At 41.4% G+C, this 16,670-nt stretch carries 11 protein-coding genes and 2 pseudogenes; 7 read left to right on the forward strand and 6 right to left on the reverse strand.

Going from position 1 to position 16,670, the window contains the following annotated elements:
* Nucleotides 1-137 precede the first annotated feature (137 nt).
* Complete coding sequence (locus FJQ87_RS13175; RefSeq protein ID WP_140933031.1) at nucleotides 138-4,403, forward strand: EAL domain-containing protein; 4,266 nt, start codon at nucleotides 138-140, stop codon at nucleotides 4,401-4,403.
* Nucleotides 4,404-4,476: 73 nt separating this feature from the next.
* Here the strand turns inward: FJQ87_RS13175 and FJQ87_RS18980 are convergent, their stop codons facing one another.
* Nucleotides 4,477-4,608, reverse strand: coding sequence for a hypothetical protein (locus tag FJQ87_RS18980; RefSeq protein WP_276613141.1), 132 nt, complete (start codon nucleotides 4,606-4,608; stop codon nucleotides 4,477-4,479).
* Nucleotides 4,609-4,796: 188 nt separating this feature from the next.
* Between FJQ87_RS18980 and FJQ87_RS13180 the strand changes: the two are divergent.
* From FJQ87_RS13180 to FJQ87_RS13190, 3 genes and pseudogenes are all read left to right on the forward strand, one after another.
* A pseudogene (locus FJQ87_RS13180) lies at nucleotides 4,797-5,707 on the forward strand (transposase); the annotation flags it as partial.
* A 55-nt stretch (nucleotides 5,708-5,762) separates the two neighbouring features.
* On the forward strand, nucleotides 5,763-6,965 hold the full coding sequence (locus FJQ87_RS13185; RefSeq protein WP_140929975.1) for an IS256-like element ISSod4 family transposase: 1,203 nt from the start codon (nucleotides 5,763-5,765) through the stop codon (nucleotides 6,963-6,965).
* A gap of 33 nt (nucleotides 6,966-6,998) precedes the next feature.
* Nucleotides 6,999-7,148: pseudogene (locus tag FJQ87_RS13190) on the forward strand (DDE-type integrase/transposase/recombinase); the annotation flags it as partial.
* A 103-nt stretch (nucleotides 7,149-7,251) separates the two neighbouring features.
* On the opposite strand, the gene istB (FJQ87_RS13195) reads toward FJQ87_RS13190, so the two are convergent.
* A complete protein-coding gene (istB, locus tag FJQ87_RS13195) occupies nucleotides 7,252-7,998 on the reverse strand; it encodes an IS21-like element helper ATPase IstB (RefSeq protein ID WP_140933032.1) in 747 nt (248 codons plus the stop codon).
* A 10-nt stretch (nucleotides 7,999-8,008) separates the two neighbouring features.
* Nucleotides 8,009-9,547: an IS21 family transposase gene (gene istA / locus FJQ87_RS13200; RefSeq protein WP_140933034.1), complete on the reverse strand. Its 1,539-nt coding sequence runs from the start codon at nucleotides 9,545-9,547 to the stop codon at nucleotides 8,009-8,011.
* Nucleotides 9,548-9,852: 305 nt separating this feature from the next.
* Between istA (FJQ87_RS13200) and FJQ87_RS13205 the strand changes: the two genes are divergently transcribed.
* Nucleotides 9,853-10,293 (forward strand): PIN domain-containing protein, encoded by a 441-nt coding sequence (locus tag FJQ87_RS13205; protein WP_240778721.1) that lies wholly within the window; start codon nucleotides 9,853-9,855, stop codon nucleotides 10,291-10,293.
* A 214-nt stretch (nucleotides 10,294-10,507) separates the two neighbouring features.
* Here FJQ87_RS13205 and FJQ87_RS13210 read toward each other — a convergent pair whose 3' ends face one another.
* The gene (locus FJQ87_RS13210) at nucleotides 10,508-11,710 is read right to left on the reverse strand and encodes an IS256-like element ISSod4 family transposase (protein WP_140929975.1); all 1,203 of its coding nucleotides are present in this window, start codon (nucleotides 11,708-11,710) and stop codon (nucleotides 10,508-10,510) included.
* A gap of 246 nt (nucleotides 11,711-11,956) precedes the next feature.
* Here FJQ87_RS13210 and istA (FJQ87_RS13215) point away from each other — a divergent pair, with 246 nt between their 5' ends.
* Both istA (FJQ87_RS13215) and istB (FJQ87_RS13220) read left to right on the forward strand, forming a co-directional pair.
* Nucleotides 11,957-13,459: an IS21-like element ISSba11 family transposase gene (gene istA / locus FJQ87_RS13215; protein WP_140930934.1), complete on the forward strand. Its 1,503-nt coding sequence runs from the start codon at nucleotides 11,957-11,959 to the stop codon at nucleotides 13,457-13,459.
* Nucleotides 13,449-14,195, forward strand: coding sequence for an IS21-like element ISSba11 family helper ATPase IstB (gene istB / locus FJQ87_RS13220; protein WP_011839978.1), 747 nt, complete (start codon nucleotides 13,449-13,451; stop codon nucleotides 14,193-14,195). The genes istA (FJQ87_RS13215) and istB (FJQ87_RS13220) overlap by 11 nt, the downstream gene beginning before the upstream one ends.
* Before the next feature lie 76 nt (nucleotides 14,196-14,271).
* Here the strand turns inward: istB (FJQ87_RS13220) and FJQ87_RS13225 are convergent, their stop codons facing one another.
* Nucleotides 14,272-15,897: an MCR-4 family phosphoethanolamine--lipid A transferase gene (locus FJQ87_RS13225; RefSeq protein WP_140933035.1), complete on the reverse strand. Its 1,626-nt coding sequence runs from the start codon at nucleotides 15,895-15,897 to the stop codon at nucleotides 14,272-14,274.
* Between the two features lie 59 nt (nucleotides 15,898-15,956).
* Entirely contained in the window at nucleotides 15,957-16,625 is a 669-nt protein-coding gene (locus FJQ87_RS13230) for an IS256 family transposase (protein ID WP_276613142.1), read from the reverse strand.
* Between the last annotated feature and the right edge of the window lie 45 nt (nucleotides 16,626-16,670).

Genomic DNA, 16,670 nt, shown 5'->3' on the forward strand with positions numbered 1-16,670 from the left:
GAAAACTAAAACAAGCAGATCAAACTTTTGATTGAAATCTATCCGACTCAGTCGTAAGTGGGGTTTACAAGCGCCATGAGTTCTGGAAAAGTGGTAAGACTAAAGCATTACTATGGCAAATAAAAACAATACCTTATATGCTAAAAAACATCTTTCTAGGCTTGCTATTCATTTTCGCATCCCTGCCGAGCACACTTGCTTGGAGCTTTGAACACCTTCAAAATTCGCACCTTCCCTTTATGCTTAATGCTAAAAAATTTAGCATTGCAGAAGGCTTGTCTGAAAGCGCGGCATCATCTGTCGCGATAGACGCTGAAGGCCACCTATGGATAGGTACGTTTAATGGCCTTAATCGTTATAATGGTAATACCTTTAGTCATTATGTGGCTTCTGCCACCTCAGGACTATCTACCTCATTTATCCGTAGTTTACTTAATGATTCAAGCAATCGTTTATTAGTCGGCACCAATCATGGCTTAGTAATTTATGACAGCAAACAGGATAAATTTACCGCTATCCCTATCGTAAATTTTGCCGTCGGGCATATTCATGAAGATAACGGACAGATTTTTATTTCAACGACGAACAAAGTGTTTAGTTTAAGTCAAGACTTGAGTAAATTAGTTGAAGTATTACACCTAACGAATGACGAAAACATTCTCACATTTGAATTAGTCAATCAAGGCATAGTATTACGTACCGATAATGGCAACACCTATTTATCAAAAAACAATATCATTACCCCGCTTGGTTATAGTAAACAAATTGAATCCTTTAAGGGCAAAGCTATATTGGTAAGAGACAATGGTTTATTTGATACAAACAACAAATTGATATCAAACACACAAGACATAGACTCTCTCGTCGTAAAAAATAATATTATTTATGCCATATCAAAAAAGAATATTTTATCATCAATAGATGGCGTCAGGTTTGATGAATTAGGGATTCTTCATAACGATATACCTATCATCGCCAAACCTAATTTATTTGCTACAGATGACAAACTAATCATAGCTACTGTAAACCAAGGTTTTATTCTGATTGATAAAACCGCTAACATCATTAATCGCGTCAAAGTTAGAGCCGATAGTGTATGGGATATAGCCAGTAGCAATAATAACGACCACAGTATTTTCATTGCCTATGAAAATGGCGATATCATTCATTATGATAAGTTTGGTCAAGCAGTTCACACTTACGTCACCGGTATACTAGGCGCTAAATCCATCGCAAATGAAACCAACTATATTTACCTAAGTAGCTTAAAAGGTCTATTTAAATTAAATAAAATCACAAGCAACATAGAAAAAATTGCCGATGGCCAGTATACGGTAATATCAAAATCAAGGCTTAATGGTGACTTGTTAGTCGGTGACATTAGCGGTTACATCACTAAGGTCGATGGCAATGATCAATTCACCACTGTACTTGTTAGTAATGGCTATCCAATTTTCAACATACACCTAGGCAACGACTCAGCGCTGATCTCCACTCAAATAGGCATTTACTCATTAAACCAACATACTAGTTCGCATATTATCAAGGATTCTTTTGCCATTAATGCGGTCACCATTAACCAAGAAATTTATTTTGGCACTGAATCTGGACTAAAGCATTACAATGGAAAAAATATCACTTATATCCACAACAATAAAAAATCTATTTATTCTTTAGCGGCAATTGATGAATATGTCATCGCAGCATCGGTAAGTGAAGTCATTATCTACAACACTAAAAACCACAATAAGACTATCATAAATAGATATAATGGTGCGCAAGACGAGTATAATGCACAAGCAATATCTACAGTTAACAATTCTATTTTGCTCGGTGGTAACCATGGCATAGACTTAGTTAACCCGGCCAAAGCTGAAAATTACTTTAAATCTATGCCAACGCCAAGAGTCGCCTTTAACGACTTACTCATTTTCAATAAATCTCAGCGTGTTGGCAGTGAATTTTTAGCTAGCACTATTAATCATACCGAAGAGCTTAAATTAAAGTATTCTGACTATCCATTTACTATCAACTTTAGCGCGATTGGCCGCAGCAATAATCAATTTACCTTCAAATATAAGTTATCAGAGCTGTCCGACCAATGGATAGAGGCCAATAACACCCACTCGGCAACGTATACTAACCTCTCGCCAGGTAAGTATGTATTTAGTGTATATGCCACTGATAATCAGACACAAAACATTGGGCCTGAAAAATCAATTATCTTAGTGATTACGCCACCTTGGTGGTTATCAACCTCTGCCAAATTAATTTATTTAGTAATTGGCTTACTGATCATCGCCATCATCTTAAGAGCATTTGCCAAAAGAGCCGCCATTCAAAAGCAAATTGCACAGAGTGAAGAACGCCTTAAGCTGTCACTTTGGGGCAGTGGTGATGAAATGTGGGACTGGGATATAGAAACCGGACATATTTTTCGTTCTAATATTTGGGGAACGTTAGAATTTCCTCGCGATGGTCGCCGCTCAGGCACTATTGGAGAAGACAGTAATATTCATCCGCAAGATCAATCTAGAGTAAGTGAGGCACTAAATCAGCATTTTGATGGCAAAACCGATCATTTTGAAGTGGCTTATAGAGTAAAAGGCAAACATGACAATTGGTTGTGGATCTTAGATAGAGCCAAAATTGTGGAAAGAGATCAGTTTGATAATGCTCTTCGAATGACGGGTACTATCAAAAATATCAGCATATTCAAGCAAGCTGAAGAACAACTCAAGTTGTTCGAACGAGCCATAAAGAATATCTCTGAAGGTATGTTTATTTTAGATGCGCACTATTGCTTTGTGGAAGTGAACGAAGCCTGCTGCAATATTACTGGTAAAAATAGGCAGCAATTGATTGGCCAACCTCTAAGTTTTGACGCCTACCCAAAAAGTTATTCAGCACAAATTAAAGCATTATTACGCAACGATGGTCGTTGGAGCGATGAAATTGAATCAATACGCGGCGATGGCAATAGTATTTTAATCGAGATCACGATTGACGCTATTAATGATGAACAAGGTGAATTAAGTCATTATGTAGGAGTATTTTCAGATATTAGTCGCCGTAAATACCAAGAAGAAGAATTAAGAAAACTTACCAACAATGATGTACTCACGGGCTTACCTAATCGCGCTAACTTACAAGTCAGCCTGCATAACTTAGTCAAGAAAGATCAGCATCATACTTTAATGGTACTAGATTTAGATAAATTCAAAAAAATCAATGACTCACTAGGACATCAAGTAGGTGATCAGTTGTTATGCTTAGTCGCTAGCCGCTTAGTACTAAGCTTACCTAGTACTGCTAGCATCTATCGATTAGGGGGGGATGAGTTTGCTGTATTATTAGATAACCACGTAGATATCAGTAGCTGCGCCAATATAGCCTCTCGTTTGATTACGGCATTCATTGACCCTTTCATTATCAATCAAGAACCTATGGTCGTCAGCGTCAGTATTGGCATAGTATTTTATCCTGAAGATGAGCAAGACGAGCAAGCATTATTAAGGAAAGCGGATATTGCTATGTATCATGCCAAATCTGCGGGTGGCAATCGTTACCAGTTCTACTCTGAATCGTTAAACCTTCATGCTATCAAACAATTAAAAATGGAAAACCTCATCAGAAAAGGATTGCTGCACAATTATTTTGAAGTCTATTATCAGCCAAAAGTTGATGTAAAAAACCATATGCTTAATGGTATGGAAGCCTTAGTCCGTCTCAGGGATCCTGAGTTTGGGTTAATCCCACCAAGTGAGTTTATTCCTTTAGCAGAGGAAACTGGCCTTATTGCTGAAATCGGCGACCTAGTGCTTACAAAAGCATGTTTTGCTACTCAGCATTGGCGCGAACAAGGCTTATTTAATGGCCGTGTTGCCGTCAATTTATCGTCACATCAATTTGCATTAGCTGATTTACAACAACGAATTGAGTCTATTTTACAATTTACACACTTACCGCCTCACCACCTAGAAATTGAAATTACCGAAGGGACCGTGATTAAACAGCCAGAAAAAGCCATTAAAGTCATGCAAGAACTGGCTGAAATGGGGGTGCATTTAGCCTTAGATGATTTTGGCACTGGCTATTCATCTTTGTCTTACCTTAAGCGCTTTCCTATTCATACACTCAAAATTGATAAAGCCTTTATTGATGATATTACCAACTCAGAACGTGACATGAAGATGGTTGATTCTATTATCACGATTGCCCACAATATGGGATTGTTAGTGGTGGCTGAAGGTGTTGAAAACGCTTCACAGCTAGCCATATTAAAATCACTTAATTGCGAAGAAATACAAGGTTATGTATTTAGCAAGCCGTTAAAGGAAAGCGAATTTCAACAACTTTTAACAGATCTTCAAGAGGAAAAGCAACTTCAGCTAGTCAGCTAAACTAATCTAGTTAATTTTCTCAGGTTTATCCAAAAACCAACGAACAGGTAAGCTAGTGGTTAACATAAGTTATTTACACTATCAGGATTTTTTTAAGAATAGCGTTCCATTGATTGACTGAGTGCAAGGCGGATTTGACTTCATCAAATTTGTTTACACTTGGCAATTCATTGGCTGTGATTAGTTGGTAATCTTCTGTGAGCATTATGGTAAAGCCTCTGTCTTACTTGATAAGATTGCGAAGCTTGTTAGTCTGGTCACTGGTAAAGTCATTGGTTTGCTCAAGGGCTTGGCCAAGCGGTAGTGTTCATAATTCTGCCCCCTGTGTCAGGATTGTTGTCACCCTTAAATAATCATCATTTTTAAAGACAGGGTGCGGCAAAAGAGAACGATATGGCTCGGTATTCACCAGAACGTAAAGAGGCGATCCTTAAAAAATTATTACCGCCTCACAATTTAACGGTCGCAGAGGTTGCTCGGGAAGAAGGCATTGCGGTGCAAACCTTGTATCATTGGCGAGATATTGTCAGAAAAGAAGGTCGCCCCGTGCCAGGTAAAACATTAACAACTGATGACTGGTCAGCTGAAGCTAAGTTTGCGGTACTCATTGAAACAGCCCCGCTATCGGAAGCCGAGTTAAGTCAGTATTGCCGTGAAAAAGGCTTGTTTCGCGAACAAGTACAGCAGTGGAAACAGGATTGTTTAGCTGGTTTTCAAACCTCAGAAGTACAAACCAAAACCATTAAACAGCAGGCCAAGGCTGACAGAGCCGAAATCAAATCATTGCAACGAGAATTGCGCTACAAGGAGAAAGCGCTGGCTGAAGCTGCTGCGTTACTGGTGCTCAGAAAAAAGCTCAATGCGCTCTGGGGGGACGACAGCGAGGAGAGCTAACTCCCTTGCCTGAGCGCATAGAATTGATTGCCTTAATTCAAGAGGCGTATACCAATGGTGCTCGCCTTTACAAGGCTTGTGCTGAAACTGGACTCAGTAAACGCACTTATCGACGTTGGTATCGAGCAGGCCAAGTGCAAGCCGATTTAAGACCAATAGCGGCTCGACCAGAACCGGCAAATAAACTCGAAGCACATGAGCGACAACAGATATTAAGTGTGTGTAATCAAGAGGAGTATGCCAGCTTACCACCGTCGCAAATTGTGCCGACATTATTAGATAGCGGAATTTATATCGCCTCAGAATCAAGCTTTTACAGAGTATTACATGCCAATAATCAACTTAATCATCGTGGTCGCACCCAGATTGCTGTAAATCGAAGCAAACCGTTAAGTTATCAGGCTGATGGGTAGTGTTCATAATTCTGTGTCATTTCAGTAAAATATTCAAAAACAGGAATGACACATGACCCAACCTTTTAACTTCGAACAAGCCCTTAAAGATCTGCAGTCAGGTAAAAGCCTCACAGGTAAAGACAGCATTCTTGGTCCACTGATCAAGCAACTCACTGAAGCGGCTCTCCAGGCTGAGCTTGAGCAGCATTTAGCGCATGATCCTCTGCCTAATCGTAAAAATGGCAAAACCCCTAAGACCATTAAGCATCCGTCCGGTAACTTTGAGTTAGACACCCCTAGAGACCGCAATGGCACTTTTGAACCTCAGTTGATTAAGAAAAATCAAACTACGCTAACCGATGAAATCGAACGTAAAGTGTTATCGATGTTCAGTATAGGTATGAGCTATCGCGATATTAATCAACATGTTGAAGATATGTATGGGATCAATGTATCTAACGCAACAGTCAGTGCTATCACTGATAAACTCATCCCCGAACTTAAAGCGTGGCAACAGCGCCCATTAGATAGCCATTATCCTATCGTTTGGCTTGATGCGATACATTATAAAGTCAAAGAGGATGGGCGTTACGTCAGTAAAGCCGTTTACACATTGTTAGCGCTTAATATGAAAGGAAAAAAGGAAATTTTAGGGCTTCATTTATCCGAAAATGAAGGCGCTAATTACTGGCTATCCGTACTGACCGATCTTAATAATCGTGGTGTAAAAGATATTCTTATCGCCTGTGTTGACGGCTTGACCGGTTTCCCTGAGGCGATAGCCAGTATCTTCCCTAATACGGAAACACAGCTATGTGTTATCCACCAGATCCGCAACTCAATGAAGTATGTCGCCTCAAAACATCAGAAAGCGTTTATGGCTGATTTAAAGCCTGTGTATCGAGCCGTGAGTAAAGAAGCCGCAGAGATGGCATTGGACGAACTGGAGGCCAAATGGGGTGATGCTTATCCGCTGGTAATCAACTCTTGGCGTCGCAAATGGCATAATTTGTCCCATTATTTTAGGTACCCAGAACATATCAGGAAAGTGATTTACACGACCAATGCCGTTGAGGCGGTACATCGCCAATTTAGAAAGCTCACCAAAACCAAAGGTGCTTTTCCTAATGAAAATAGTTTGTTGAAGCTACTTTATGCAGGCATATTAAACGCCTCAGATAAATGGACCATGCCAATCCACAATTGGAGCCTTTGTTTATCTCAGTTAGCGATTTATTTTGAAGGGCGTTTAGATAGCGTGCTAGAAATTTAAAAATTAGCCTGACACAGAATTTTGAACGCCCTCGCTGATGGGCCGAATCAACTGTGGTCGTGGGACATCACTTATTTGGCTTCAACCGTCAAAGGCCAGTTCTATTATCTGTACATGTTTGAAGATATTTACAGTAGAAAAATAGTGGGTTACGAAGTTCATGAACAAGAATGCGGTGAGTACCCCCTGTGTCAGGATTGTTGTCACCTGCGTATTTCGGTGATTCCGAACAGTGATTCCGGAGTTATCCGATCACCTATAAACCGTCTTTTTTATAACTGTATTTTTACGCTAAGTGATCGGATTGGTCTAGTTTTCTCATCGACTCTCCTGTTAATTCAATTCTGTGGCTGTTATGTAATAACCGATCTAATAGTGCATCTGCAATAGTTGGACTCGGGATCAGTTTGTACCACTCACTGGCCGGTATTTGGCTTGCTATGATGGTACTTGATTGCTGGTAACGTATTTCCATTACGTCCAATAAATCATTGGCCTGACGTGCCGTTAATGCTTCCATGCCCCAGTCGTCCAGTATTAGCAATTTGCGTTTAGCCAAGGCGTTAAGCTGCTGGCGGTATGAACCGTCGACCCGACCGAGTTGTAGCTCATCCAATAACTCTCCGAGCCGATAGTAACGTACGCTCTGGTGTTGGTTACAAGCTTGCGTGGCTAGTGCGCAGGCAAGATAGGTTTTACCGCAGCCAGTTGCCCCTGTTAGGATTATGTTTTGGTTGTAGTGCAGATATTGGCCATTGAGTAAGGCGGCAATTTTATCTTTACGCAGCCCTCGATTGGCACGGTAGTCTATGTGGTTGGCTCGTGCATCAATACGTAATTTAGCCTGCCTTGTTAACCGTTGTACTTTAGTGTTATCACGGCAAAGCAGTTCATGTGTTGCCAACAAACTCAGTCGCTCTTCAAAGCTCATATCCATGTACGTATCGGGTTGTGATTGTTGCTGCTGCAACGCCTGGGTGAAGTGGCCAAGCCGTAATGCGCGTAGTTGCTCATGTAATGTCGCTAAACTCATATGGGGTTCCTTATTGGTAATAATGTTGGCCGCGGATGTTATGGTGGGTCAGTGCAGGCTGTTCATCTGTAACACTTGCGACTGAGCATTGCTCTTTGTTATTCATAAGCAGATTTGTTATCACTTTCAGGTACGGCTGCTCCAGTAGCAGCGACATCTGGCTCGCGGCTTCGAGTCGTTCGTTACTGTACTTTTTGGCCAGACTCAAGATAGCCAAGCAGCTTTTAACTGCCTGCTCCGGATGTTGACGATGCTCAAGCTGGAAGGCGATAACCGCTCTGACGCCGCTACCAATGCTGTCAGCCCAACCCAGTAACCTTTCACTACTCCAGCGCTGTTTGGTGTGCGCATCAGGCATATGCTCTTTAACGGTGGTGAAGCCTCCGTCCTGATGTTTTCTGGGGTGCTGTGCCACGATATTCCCTTGGTAGTACACACAGATGATTTGCGTGGTAGCCTCAATGGTAACGGTATGGCTCACTAGATTATGGGGAACCGAGTACGCGTGTTTCGCATAAACTATGTGATAATCCGGCCCGACACGGGCTTGTTTACTATCGATGTACTCGTAAGGGTAAGCAGGTAACGGCATCAAGGCAGGCTTATCAAATTGGCTGTAGAGCTCGTAACGAGAACCAGGGTGCACCCGTTGTTGACGATGATTAAGATCATGTAACAGTTCACGGATCCGCTGATTTAAACTGCTAAGCGTGTAAAAGTGTTCATGGCGTAAACGCATTAGGATCCAGCGCTCAACAATTAATACCGCATTTTCAGCCTTTGATTTGTCCTTTGGTTTATAAGGCCTGGCTGGCATGATAGCGGTACTGTAATGACGAGCCATGCGGGCATAATTCTCATTGATAACCGGCATGTAACGATGTGCTTTGGTTACCGCAGAACGCAGATTATCTGGCACGAGTAAACGCGGAATGCCCCCCAAGAACTCGAATGCACGGACGTGAGCCATGATCCAGTCTTCAAGTTGCTGAGAGCGTCCAGCCTCAACATAGGTGTAATTAGAAGCCCCTAAGGTAGCAACGAAGATTTGCGCATAATATCTGACTTCGCCAGTATCAGGATTAAGAATGGCGACAGTAGGGCCACAGTAATCAATAAATAACTTATCACCGGCAATGTGAAGCTGCCGCATACTACGCTTCAGACTTTTTATCCAAGTTTGATAGTGTTCACAATACTGCGTATAGCCATAAGCTGTGGCAGTATCCACATCCCGATATTCCTGCCATAACAGCAGTTTGGTCATACCTTTACGCTTTAGTTCCTGGTGCATCAACGTGTAGTCAGGTTGGCGCTTATGCCTAGAGGAATTTTTGCCTTTATAGACCGCTTGTTCGAGTTCGGTGTTACTGGTGTCATTGGGTAACGGCCAACCTAAACCGCTGGCGGCAAAGCGTGAGAGGATTTCGCTGACCGTGGCGGGGCCAATAGCGCAACACTTACTGATGTCTCTTAAGCTGAGCCCTGCATCAAAGCGAAGTCTCAAAATATCTTTAATTTTGCTCATATCTGTTCTCTTTCTAGCCATGGTTAGCTTTTCCTAAGTACATTAAAATTAGGACGAGCTTACCAGTTGATTTGGTTATAAAAAGAACGGCATTTCGGCATTCCGATCACCGGTTCCGGCAAACCGAACAGCGATTTCGGAAAATAGCTAAAAATGATCGGATAAAACCGAAACAGGTGATCGGATTAAACCGAAATGAGTGATCGGATTAGACCGAAATGAGTGTTCGGATTCATCCGAAGCATGCAGTCACCCTTAAATAATCATTATTTAAGGGTGACAACAATCCTGACACAGGGGGGACTGAGCAAATCCATGATGAATGGATGCGTAATGTATTGCTGAATAATCCACGCATCACAGAAGCAATGTTAGAACGAACGAAACAACTGATTAATGAAAATGTACCTGATTGCCTTATTGAAGGGTATGAGCCGTTAATTAAAGGATTAACACTGCCTGATATGAATGATAGGCATGTGGTTGCTGCGGCTTTAAAAGGGCACGCAGAGGCCATCATAACGTTTAATCTTAAGGATTTTCCTGAGTCAGAACTCAATATACTTGAACTATCAGCTATCCATCCTGATGAGTTTTTGTGCGACATGTTTGAGTTAGATCCAAGCTCTTGTATCAAAGCTGCTCAACAGCAAAGAAGTAGCTTAAAGAATCCCGCGATGACAGTATCAGAGTTTTTAAATTGCTTACAAAAGCAAAAATTACCGGTTTTTGTTTCGAAGCTGAGACCATTTGAATTAATGCTATGAACCTTACCCTTCGATGAATCAGACTTACCTAGAATGATTCACGGGCTCACTTTGGGACAAAAAAAAGCCCCGAAGGAAGATAGTTACGGGGCAAAATCGGTATTAAGTATTTAATGAGAGGATGCTGGTCATTATTTATACGCTTTACAACATGAACGATATGCTATCGCTAGCATTAAATGAGGGCGTTCAAAATTCTGTGTCAGGCTAATTTTTAAATTTCTAGCACGCTATCTAAACGCCCTTCAAAATAAATCGCTAACTGAGATAAACAAAGGCTCCAATTGTGGATTGGCATGGTCCATTTATCTGAGGCGTTTAATATGCCTGCATAAAGTAGCTTCAACAAGCTATTTTCATTAGGAAAAGCACCTTTGGTTTTGGTGAGCTTTCTAAATTGGCGATGTACCGCCTCAACGGCATTGGTCGTGTAAATCACTTTCCTGATATGTTCTGGGTACCTAAAATAATGGGACAAATTATGCCATTTGCGACGCCAAGAGTTGATTACCAGCGGATAAGCATCACCCCATTTGGCCTCCAGTTCGTCCAATGCCATCTCTGCGGCTTCTTTACTCACGGCTCGATACACAGGCTTTAAATCAGCCATAAACGCTTTCTGATGTTTTGAGGCGACATACTTCATTGAGTTGCGGATCTGGTGGATAACACATAGCTGTGTTTCCGTATTAGGGAAGATACTGGCTATCGCCTCAGGGAAACCGGTCAAGCCGTCAACACAGGCGATAAGAATATCTTTTACACCACGATTATTAAGATCGGTCAGTACGGATAGCCAGTAATTAGCGCCTTCATTTTCGGATAAATGAAGCCCTAAAATTTCCTTTTTTCCTTTCATATTAAGCGCTAACAATGTGTAAACGGCTTTACTGACGTAACGCCCATCCTCTTTGACTTTATAATGTATCGCATCAAGCCAAACGATAGGATAATGGCTATCTAATGGGCGCTGTTGCCACGCTTTAAGTTCGGGGATGAGTTTATCAGTGATAGCACTGACTGTTGCGTTAGATACATTGATCCCATACATATCTTCAACATGTTGATTAATATCGCGATAGCTCATACCTATACTGAACATCGATAACACTTTACGTTCGATTTCATCGGTTAGCGTAGTTTGATTTTTCTTAATCAACTGAGGTTCAAAAGTGCCATTGCGGTCTCTAGGGGTGTCTAACTCAAAGTTACCGGACGGATGCTTAATGGTCTTAGGGGTTTTGCCATTTTTACGATTAGGCAGAGGATCATGCGCTAAATGCTGCTCAAGCTCAGCCTGGAGAGCCGCTTCAGTGAGTTGCTTGATCAGTGGACCAAGAATGCTGTCTTTACCTGTGAGGCTTTTACCTGACTGCAGATCTTTAAGGGCTTGTTCGAAGTTAAAAGGTTGGGTCATGTGTCATTCCTGTTTTTGAATATTTTACTGAAATGACACAGAATTATGAACACTACCCATTAAATTGTATTCATTATCAGACTGCCTTTTCGCCGCACATTAAGAAAATTAATCATCTGTTCATGTATTCAATAATCAGTATTCACCATTATGTATTGCGCGACAATTACCCTGACCGGTTCAGCGACAATTAGAATGGCCGGTTGATCTGATACATTCTGGACAAAGATTCTAAGGGAGTTCTTTGTGCCAGGTCATCGAATTACAGATCAACAAATAAGGCTATTTATGTCTAAACGAAAAGATCACCTTCAAGTTACTGCGGCGAGCAAAGCTGGCATTTCGGAACGCTCTGCAAGACGAATTGAATCCGGCCAGCGACAATTAGGCCCATCAAAACCTCGAAACTACCGTACTCGTACCGACCCCCTAGAACTTGTATGGGACCCCGTCGTTTTACCACTCCTACAACTTTCTGACACTATTACTCCTGTTGGCGTGTTTGATTATCTTTGCGAAGAATATTCAGATGTTTTCGCTGTAACGCTAAGGCGAACCCTTGAGCGACGTATTCAAAAATGGCGACAGATAAATGGCCAAGATAAAGAGGTTATTTTTCGCCAAGTTAAAGAATTCGGTCAGTTGGGGATCATGGATTTCACTTGGGCGGATTTCATTGTCACGATTAGAGGAACAACTCTTAAGCATCGATTTTTTAACTATCGATTACCTGCAAGTGGTTGGAGTTACGTTCAAGTCGTATACGGCGGAGAAAGCTTCGTAGCTGTTGCTACAGGCTTACAAAATGCCTTTGAACAATCAAATGGTGTTCCACAGGAAGTCAGAACGGATAGCTTGAGCGCTGCTTATAAAAACCATTCCAACGAAACATTATTTACTGAACGATTTTCAGAATTATCGATTCATTATGGTTTCAAACCTTCTAAAAATAACACCGGCATTGCCCATGAAAATGGTGCCATTGAAAGCGCCAACAATCATCTAAAAAACCAAATCCGACAAGCTTTGGCTATTCGAGGTTCAAGTGACTTTGATAGCATTGACGAGTATGAAACATTTATTGATGACGTCGTCCAAAGACGTAATCGCCGTATTATGGCACTTCTCATCGATGAGCAACGACAATTACAACCCTTACCTAAATTTGAAAGTGTTAATTACGAAATTTACCCAGTAAAAGTATCGAGCACCAGTACGTTTCAGTTAAAACGAGTGACTTATTCAGTACCATCCAGACTCGTCGGTGCAACATTGCGCGTGCATCTTTTCGATAAAAAATTAGATATCTATTGCCATGGAGTGCACACCGCCACGCTCACTCGCGTACATACGTCAGCAAATAATCGCGGTCATCAAATTAATTATCGTCACTTAATCGGTGCACTAGTGAAAAAACCTCGAGCATTCAGGGGGTGCCAATGGCGAGACCAATTGCTTCCAAATGAAGACTATCGCCAAATATGGAAGAATGTCGATGCTCTACTAAGTGCTGATGAAGCAAGTCTTTATATGGTTAGGTTACTCAATATCGCCAGTAAATCAGATCGTGAAGAAGCGGTAGGAAGATTCGTTCTCGAAGGGATAAACCTAGGGCAACGGCCAAACATAGTTGACTGTGAAGAACGTTTTTTAAAAGACGAAGAGTGGGAATTTAACCCTAAAGTACAACAACATAGCTTAGCGTCTTATCAGCAAATTCTTGACGAGGTGAATGAATATGTCAGTTGAAACGTTGCCTATTATTCTCAAAGAGCTTCGGCTAGTGAGCTTACTTCCACATTGGCAACCGTTGGCTGAGAAAGCACGAGAGCAGCATTGGCCGGTGGAGCGTTACTTAGCTGAATTATGCCAATTAGAACTCAGTTGCAGAGAACAAAAGCGATTGCACCGAGGCTTAAAAGAAGCAACGTTACCAATAGGTAAATATCTTGATACCTATGATTTTAGCGAGGTTGAAGGCTTATCCAAGAAGCAAGTCTGGCATTTAGCCGATAATGCTGAGTGGTTGAAAACAGGAGATAATATCTTGCTGTTCGGTGCCAGTGGTTTAGGTAAAACACATATTGCCGCTGGACTTGGTTATCGTCTTGTAGAGCAAGGGCATAGAGTTAAATTTATGAGTGCGAGCCTACTTGTGCAGCACCTGCAAAAAGCGAAAGAAGAGCTGAGATTGCCAGAAGCCCTAGTCAAATTGGACAGATTTGCAGTGTTAATCTTAGACGATCTAGGCTACGTGCAAAAAAGTACAGAAGAAACTAGCGTCTTGTTCGAGCTTATCGCGCATCGTTATGAAAGATATAGCCTAATAATAACCTCAAACCAATCATTCGAAGATTGGGATAAGTTATTCAGTGACACCGTGATGACCGTAGCTGCAATCGATAGGCTGATCCACCACGCGAAAATTTTGCAATGCAAAGGAGAAAGCTACAGGCGAAAAGAAGCCCAAAACAAACTAAATTAAACCGAGTCTCAACCGGCCAAGTTAATTGTCGCTGGATCGGCCAAGCTAATTGACGCGCTATAATTATGGAATAACCCTAATATCTACAAGGTGCAAAAATATCGAGTTGGCTCTGATAGACAGTGGTTTTTACATTCATAAGTCCTAGCAAACTGTCGAACAAATTGTCGTGGGAAAAGCCGCCCTGTTCTGCTCGCTGTGCAACACAAGTCATGTTCAACTGATTATCTTGGCTAAAGTCATTAGATACCCAAGCCAGCATTGGTACGCTAGTTTGTTCTTTCGGTGCAATACTATAGGGCGCACCATGTAAATACATGCCCTTTTCACCCAAAGACTCACCATGGTCAGAGAGATACAGCATTGCAGTATCGAACATATCCTGCTTACCTTTTAATTTATTCACCACTTCACTGAGAATAAAATCCGTATATAGAATAGTGTTGTCGTAGGTGTTAATCAGTTCTTCTTTACTGCAATTCTGGATATCACTGCGCGGACAATCCGGTATAAATTTACGATGCTCTGGCGGGTATCTAAGATAATAAGTTGGTCCATGACTACCAATGATATGCAAAAAAATTACTGTATCTTGACTTGGTGCTACTGCCAGAATTTTATCTAATTTGTTGAGCAATACTTGGTCAAAACAATATTGGCCAGAACACAGCTTCGGATCACTCTTCAAATCTATCGTGAGATTTTCAACCTGATCACACACACCTTTACAGCCAGAATCATTATCAAACCACTGTACTTTTATACCACTATGACTTAACACATCAATCACTGTGTCTTGAGCATTAGCACGGCGAGGATCATAGTCTGCCCGCCCCATTCGTGAAAACATACAGGGTAGAGACACCGCCGTGGCCGTGCCGCATGAGCTAGTATCGTTAAACGCAATCAGCCCCTGATTTTGGGTATGAGCATTGGTTGGCTTGTTATATCCATAATATTGATAGCTCATTGAGCGCGCAGTTTCACCCACAACAAACACTAATAAGTTAGGTTTAGTGTTCGGGTTACGACTGGCATTCTTCGCATCTAGGCCAAGTTGTTGGTATTCCATGGGCGTCTGCAAATAGTGCTCATTGAGATATTTAGATGCACTACTGACAAAATAGGTAGGGACAATGTAACGCCTTAACTCACTGTTTTTTCGACCAAATGCAGCATAATCTTGATAGTAAAAAAAGGCGACTATCCCAATGCCAACGAACATTAGCAGCATAAAGGCTAATTTATGCAATAACTCCTTAAAAAAGGGCTGATAATGAATATCGGCCTTATAAATAAGATATGACGGTAATAGCCCAGTCAGCAGTAGATTGGTAATTGATGCAAGATTTACATACATCAATGCTTCAGCAGGATGTGTTTGAAACGTGTTTTCGATCATGCCGTAGTCAAATACGACATTGTATTGATAGGCGGCAAAAAATACACTTGAGGAAAGTAACGTCAATACAATGAAAAAGGGCTTCAGCAGGTATTTGACGGTAAAAATTGAAAACAAAAAACTCAGCGCAAATGTTAAAAATAGCGGCATAGATGCGATGAAAAGGGGATCGACTTCTGGTTGTTTTTCAATTCCTTTTCGCACTATACCAAAGAGAGGTAGATTGAAAATGGCAACATAAAACAACGCAGTGATGAAAGTGAATTGGTTAACCGATAACGTCTTAAATCTAGAAATCACAAAAATCCCTTTTTTGTTAAAAAAACGAGGGCGTTCAAAATTCTGTGTCAGGCTAATTTTTAAATTTCTAGCACGCTATCTAAACGCCCTTCAAAATAAATCGCTAACTGAGATAAACAAAGGCTCCAATTGTGGATTGGCATGGTCCATTTATCTGAGGCGTTTAATATGCCTGCATAAAGTAGCTTCAACAAGCTATTTTCATTAGGAAAAGCACCTTTGGTTTTGGTGAGCTTTCTAAATTGGCGATGTACCGCCTCAACGGCATTGGTCGTGTAAATCACTTTCCTGATATGTTCTGGGTACCTAAAATAATGGGACAAATTATGCCATTTGCGACGCCAAGAGTTGATTACCAGCGGATAAGCATCACCCCATTTGGCCTCCAGTTCGTCCAATGCCATCTCTGCGGCTTCTTTACTCACGGCTCGATACACAGGCTTTAAATCAGCCATAAACGCTTTCTGATGTTTTGAGGCGACATACTTCATTGAGTTGCGGATCTGGTGGATAACACCTAGCTGTGTTTCCGTATTAGGGAAGATACTGGCTATCGCCTCAGGGAAACCGGTCAAGCCGTCAACACAGGCGATAAGAATATCTTTTACACCACGATTATTAAGATCGGTCAGTACGGATAGCCAGTAATTAGCGCCTTCATTTTCGGATAAATGAAGCCCTAAAATTTCCTTTTTTCCTTTCATATTAAGCGCTAACGAGGCTGTCACCCTCTTTCCTTATAGTATCCAAGTGAGAGTCTATACCTAATTCTT

Origin of the sequence: Shewanella sp. SNU WT4 (genome assembly GCF_006494715.1) — a bacterium.
GTDB lineage: Bacteria > Pseudomonadota > Gammaproteobacteria > Enterobacterales > Shewanellaceae > Shewanella.